General features: G+C 64.0%; 5 protein-coding genes. 2 read left to right on the top strand and 3 right to left on the bottom strand.

What is annotated here, in order from left to right; translation table 11 throughout:
- On the top strand, window positions 1–916 hold a 916-nt coding region (locus EOD07_RS24420; RefSeq protein ID WP_164772478.1), incomplete at its 5' end, for an ABC transporter ATP-binding protein.
- On the top strand, window positions 913–2,049 hold the full coding sequence (locus tag EOD07_RS24415) for an ABC transporter permease (protein WP_040984873.1): 1,137 nt from the start codon (window positions 913–915) through the stop codon (window positions 2,047–2,049). The genes EOD07_RS24420 and EOD07_RS24415, both read left to right, overlap by 4 nt.
- Here the strand turns inward: EOD07_RS24415 and EOD07_RS24410 are convergent.
- The 3 genes from EOD07_RS24410 to rmuC all read right to left on the bottom strand — a co-directional run.
- Entirely contained in the window at window positions 2,046–2,471 is a 426-nt protein-coding gene (locus EOD07_RS24410; protein WP_127237267.1) for a hypothetical protein, read from the bottom strand. The two genes, EOD07_RS24415 and EOD07_RS24410, sit on opposite strands and share 4 nt — an antisense overlap.
- 82 nt (window positions 2,472–2,553) lie before the next feature.
- Entirely contained in the window at window positions 2,554–3,531 is a 978-nt protein-coding gene (locus tag EOD07_RS24405) for a threonine/serine dehydratase (RefSeq protein ID WP_206519540.1), read from the bottom strand.
- A gap of 109 nt (window positions 3,532–3,640) precedes the next feature.
- Window positions 3,641–4,377, bottom strand: a 737-nt coding sequence (gene rmuC, locus EOD07_RS24400; RefSeq protein ID WP_127237265.1) for a DNA recombination protein RmuC, incomplete at its 5' end; no start/stop codon positions are given.

The raw sequence follows: 4,377 nt of genomic DNA, 5'->3' as shown, positions 1-4,377 counted from the left end.
CGCCATAGACGTCCGCGGCCTGGTCAAGCGCTTCGGCGACAAGACTGTCGTCGATCATGTGACGATGACGGTCGCCGAAGGCGAGATCGTTGGCTTCCTCGGGCCGAACGGCTCGGGCAAGACGACGACCATCCGCATCATGTGCGGACTGCTCACGCCGGATGAGGGCGAAGGCACGGTGCTTGGCTTCGACATCCTTACCGACGCGCTCAGGATCAAGCGCGAGGTCGGCTACATGACGCAGAAATTCTCGTTCTACGAGGATCTGACGATCGGCGAGAACCTCGAATTCGTGGCGCGGCTCTACCGGCTGAAGCCGGTAGAGCAACATGTGGCGAGGACGCTTGAAGAACTCGGCCTGGCCAGCCGCCGCAACCAACTGGCCGGCACGCTTTCCGGCGGCTGGAAACAGCGGCTGGCCTTGGCCGCCTGCATCATGCACAAGCCGAAGCTGCTTCTGCTCGACGAGCCCACGGCGGGCGTCGACCCGAAGGCGCGGCGCGAGTTCTGGGACGAGATCCATCGGCTGGCCGGCGGCGGGCTGACCGTTCTTGTCTCCACCCATTACATGGACGAGGCCGAGCGCTGCCACCGCATCAGCTACATCTCCTACGGCAAGATGCTCGCCACAGGCACGGTGGACGAGGTGGTGAAGAATGCCGGGCTGACCACCTTCGTGCTGCAGGGGCCGAAGCTCGACCAGGTGGCCAAGGCGCTGCAGGGACGGCCGGGCGTCGATCAGGTGGCGCCGTTCGGCGCGACGCTGCATGTCGTCGGCTCCGACAAGGCGGCGCTCGAGAAAGCGCTCGCCGATGTCGAGAAGGAGCACAAGGACGTGACGGTGACGCCGGGCGAGACCAGCCTCGAGGATGTGTTCATCCAGTTCATGTCCGGCTCGAAGGACAACATGGGATGAACGCGGTCTTCTCCTTCGCCAGGCTGGGCGCGCTGCTCATCAAGGAGTTCATCCAGATGCGGCGCGACCGCATCACCTTCGCCATGATGCTGGGTGTGCCGCTGATGCAGCTCGTGCTGTTCGGCTTTGCGATCAACAACGACCCGAAGAGCCTGCCGGCGGCGCTGGTGGCGACCAGCAGCGATCCCTACACGCGGGCGATGGTCTCGGCGCTGCAGACCACCGGCTACTACCGCTTCGACCATGTGGCGCAAAGTGCGGCGGAAGCCGAATTCCTGATGGCGCGCGGCGACGTCTCCTTCGTCGTCACCATTCCCGCCGATTTCGCGCGCCGCGTCGAGCGCGGCGACAATCCGCAGATACTGATCGAGGCCGACGCCACCGACCCGTCCGTTGCCAGCGGCGCCATCTCGACGCTCGGCACCGTGGCCAGCCAGGCGCTGCTCAGGGCTCAGGGCACCCAGGACGCGGCCAGGGAAGCGGCGCGCGGCCAGCTCGATGTCGTCGTGCACCGGCGCTACAACCCGGAAGGCGTCTCGCAATACAACATCGTGCCCGGCCTGCTCGGCGTCATCCTGCAGATGACCATGGTGATGATGACGGCAATGGCGCTGACCCGGGAAACCGAGCGCGGCACGATGGAAAACCTGCTCGCGATGCCGTCAAGCCCGCTGGAGATCATGCTGGGCAAGGTGCTGCCTTACCTCGTGGTCGGCGCCGTGCAGGTGGTGGTGGTGCTGGTGGCGGCGAAGCTCCTGTTCGGCATCCCCTTCGTCGGCAGCCTGACGCTGCTGCTCTCCTCGGTGCTGGTCTTCGTGCTTTCGCTGGTGCTGCTCGGCTATACGATCTCGACCATGGCCCGCTCGCAGATGCAGGCGATGCAGCTCACCTTCTTCTTTTTCCTTCCATCGCTGCTGCTCTCCGGCTTCATGTTCCCCTATCGCGGCATGCCGGGCTGGGCGCAGACTTTCGGCGAGATCTTCCCGCTGACGCATTTTTTGCGCATCACGCGGGCGGTGATGCTGAAGGGCGCCGAGCTGCCGGCAGTGGCGACGGAGATCGGCTGGCTAGTGGTGTTCGTGGCACTGTTTGCAGGTGTGGCGCTGGTGCGGTTCAGGCGCACGCTGGATTAAGATCGATGTGCGTATAACGCACGGAAGAAACCATTCTCATATCGGTTGAATTGGACCGTGCCCCAGGCAGCGATAACAATCTCTTCGTCGGTGACGGCCCGCCTATATTCCTTTATTTTTCTAACACCTCCACTCTCTAGGGCTTCATCGGCTTCGGTCATTTTCGGGGTCCCATCTGAAAAACGAAGGTACATGTAAGCGAAAAGTGCCAGGTACCTCTTGCCGATGGAATTTGTATAGGCCTCTATGGACTGAACTGCGGCTTGCACGGCTTCAAAAGACTTCAAGCGTTGTGCTCTCTCAAGTTTAACAAAGCGCACAAATAGATCTCTGTCTGTAAGAGTGAGATTGCCATCACGTGTATCCCTAACTCCATGGCTAACCAGCTTTTTCCTTGTGGCAAGGTAGATCGAAAGTGCCATAACTTACTCAACATCTTTGCAATGCTCATGCTGGCTAAAATACTTAAGTGCCGTAGTTTGTCCAATAGGAGGTGGTGCTCAATTACGCCGCCGCCATGATCTCCGCATAGGTCCCGAAATCGACATTACCGCCCGACAGCACCACGGCGACGCACTTGCCGGCGAGGTCGATCTCGCCGGATGAGAGCGCGGCCAGCGCGACGCAGCCGCCCGGCTCGACCACCAGCTTCAGATACGCCATGGCGTCGCGCATCGCCTGGGCGGCGGCCTTGTCGGAGACGGCGATGGCGCCGGCGAGATTGCGGCGGTTGATCTCGAAAGTGATGGCGCCGGGCTCGGCGGTGAGCAGCGCATCGCAGATCGAGGAGTGGCCGGGCTCGTTCGCGACCCGCTCGCCCTTGGCCAGCGAGCGGCGCGTGTCGTCGAAATGCTCGGGCTCGACCGCCCAGACGGCGGTGCGCGGCGAGGCGTCCTTGACCGCGACGGAGATGCCGCTCGACAGGCCGCCGCCGCCGCAAGGCACGATAACGGCGTCGAGCGCCGCGCCGAGCGCTTTCGCCTGCCTCATCAGCTCCAGGCCGATCGTGCCCTGGCCGGCGATGATGGCCGGATCGTCGAAGGGCGGCACCAGCACCATGCCCTTCTCGACATAGGGGCGCACGACCGCCATGCGGTCGTCCTTGAAGCGGTCGAACGGCACCACTTCCGCCCCCATCTTGCGGACATTGCCGACTTTCAGCGCTGGCGCGTCGGCCGGCATGGCGATCACCGCCTTGACGCCGAACATGGCGGCTGAGGCCGCCACGCCTTGCGCATGGTTGCCGGAGGAGAAGGCAACGACGCCCCGGCCGCGCTCCTCCTCGCTCAGCGACGATAGCTTGTTGTAGGCGCCGCGGATCTTGAAGGAGCCGGTGCGCTGCAGCGTCTCGGGCTTGAACAGGATGCGGCCGCCATGGCGCTTGTTGAGCTCCGGCGATTCGATCAACGGCGTTTCGACGATCAGGCCCGAAAGCCGCTCGGCGGCGGCGCGGATATCTGAGATGCCGGGCAGGGTGGTCATGGGCAAGGGCCTTGCGAAGAACGGGATCGCCCATGGTGCACGCAAAAGGCCGCGGCGCGCCAACGAAAAAATGTCATGGGGACAAGGTTGGCGACGGTGGCGCCGTCGGCTACTCGTCGCCTTCGACGACCCGCAGCCTGAGCTGACCGGTCTTCGAATCGGCCACCCGCGCGCTGGCATCGGCCTTTGGCGCCGCACTTCGCGCGGCCTCGGTTTCGCCCTCGGCGAATTCCAGCGCCTCGATCTTCTGGCCGCGTTTGGTCACCTTCGACGTCGACACCAGGATGTCGTCTATGTCCCGCGCCGCCTGGCCGAAATGCGTCTGCAGCCGCCGCACCCGTTCGTCGACCCGAGCCACATCTTCCATCAGCCGGATGACCTCGCCCTGGATCAGATGCGCCTGCTCGCGCATGCGGGCATCCTTGAGGATCGCCTGGATCACCTGGATCGACAGCATCAGCAGCGAGGGTGAGACGATGACGACGCGGGCGCGATGCGCCTTCTGCACCACCGCCTCGAAATTCTCGTGGATCTCCGCGAACACCGATTCCGACGGCACGAACATGAAGGCGGTGTCCTGCGTCTCCCCCTGGAGCAGGTATTTTTCGGCGATATCGCGGATATGCACCTCGATGTCGCGCCGGAAGGCCTGCGCCGCCGCCTTCTGCATGTCGGCGCCTTCGGCGGCGCGGATGGCGTTCCAGGCTTCCAGCGGGAACTTGGCGTCGATGGCCAGCATCGGCGCGCCGTTCGGCATCCGCACCAGGCAGTCGGGCCGGCTGCCGTTGGATAGGCTTGCCTGGAATTCATAGGCGCCGTGCGGCAGGCCATCGGCGACGATCGCCT

The sequence above is a fragment of the Mesorhizobium sp. M2C.T.Ca.TU.002.02.1.1 genome (assembly GCF_003997225.1).
This window is presented reverse-complemented; position numbering and strand designations above follow the sequence as displayed.

Excerpts from the sequence above, each read along its gene's own strand:
- EOD07_RS24415 (WP_040984873.1), top strand. The coding sequence starts at position 913 with ATGAACGCGGTCTTCTCCTTCGCCAGGCTGGGCGCGCTGCTCATCAAG.
- EOD07_RS24410 (WP_127237267.1), bottom strand. The coding sequence starts at position 2,471 with ATGGCACTTTCGATCTACCTTGCCACAAGGAAAAAGCTGGTTAGCCAT.
- EOD07_RS24405 (WP_206519540.1), bottom strand. The coding sequence starts at position 3,531 with ATGACCACCCTGCCCGGCATCTCAGATATCCGCGCCGCCGCCGAGCGG.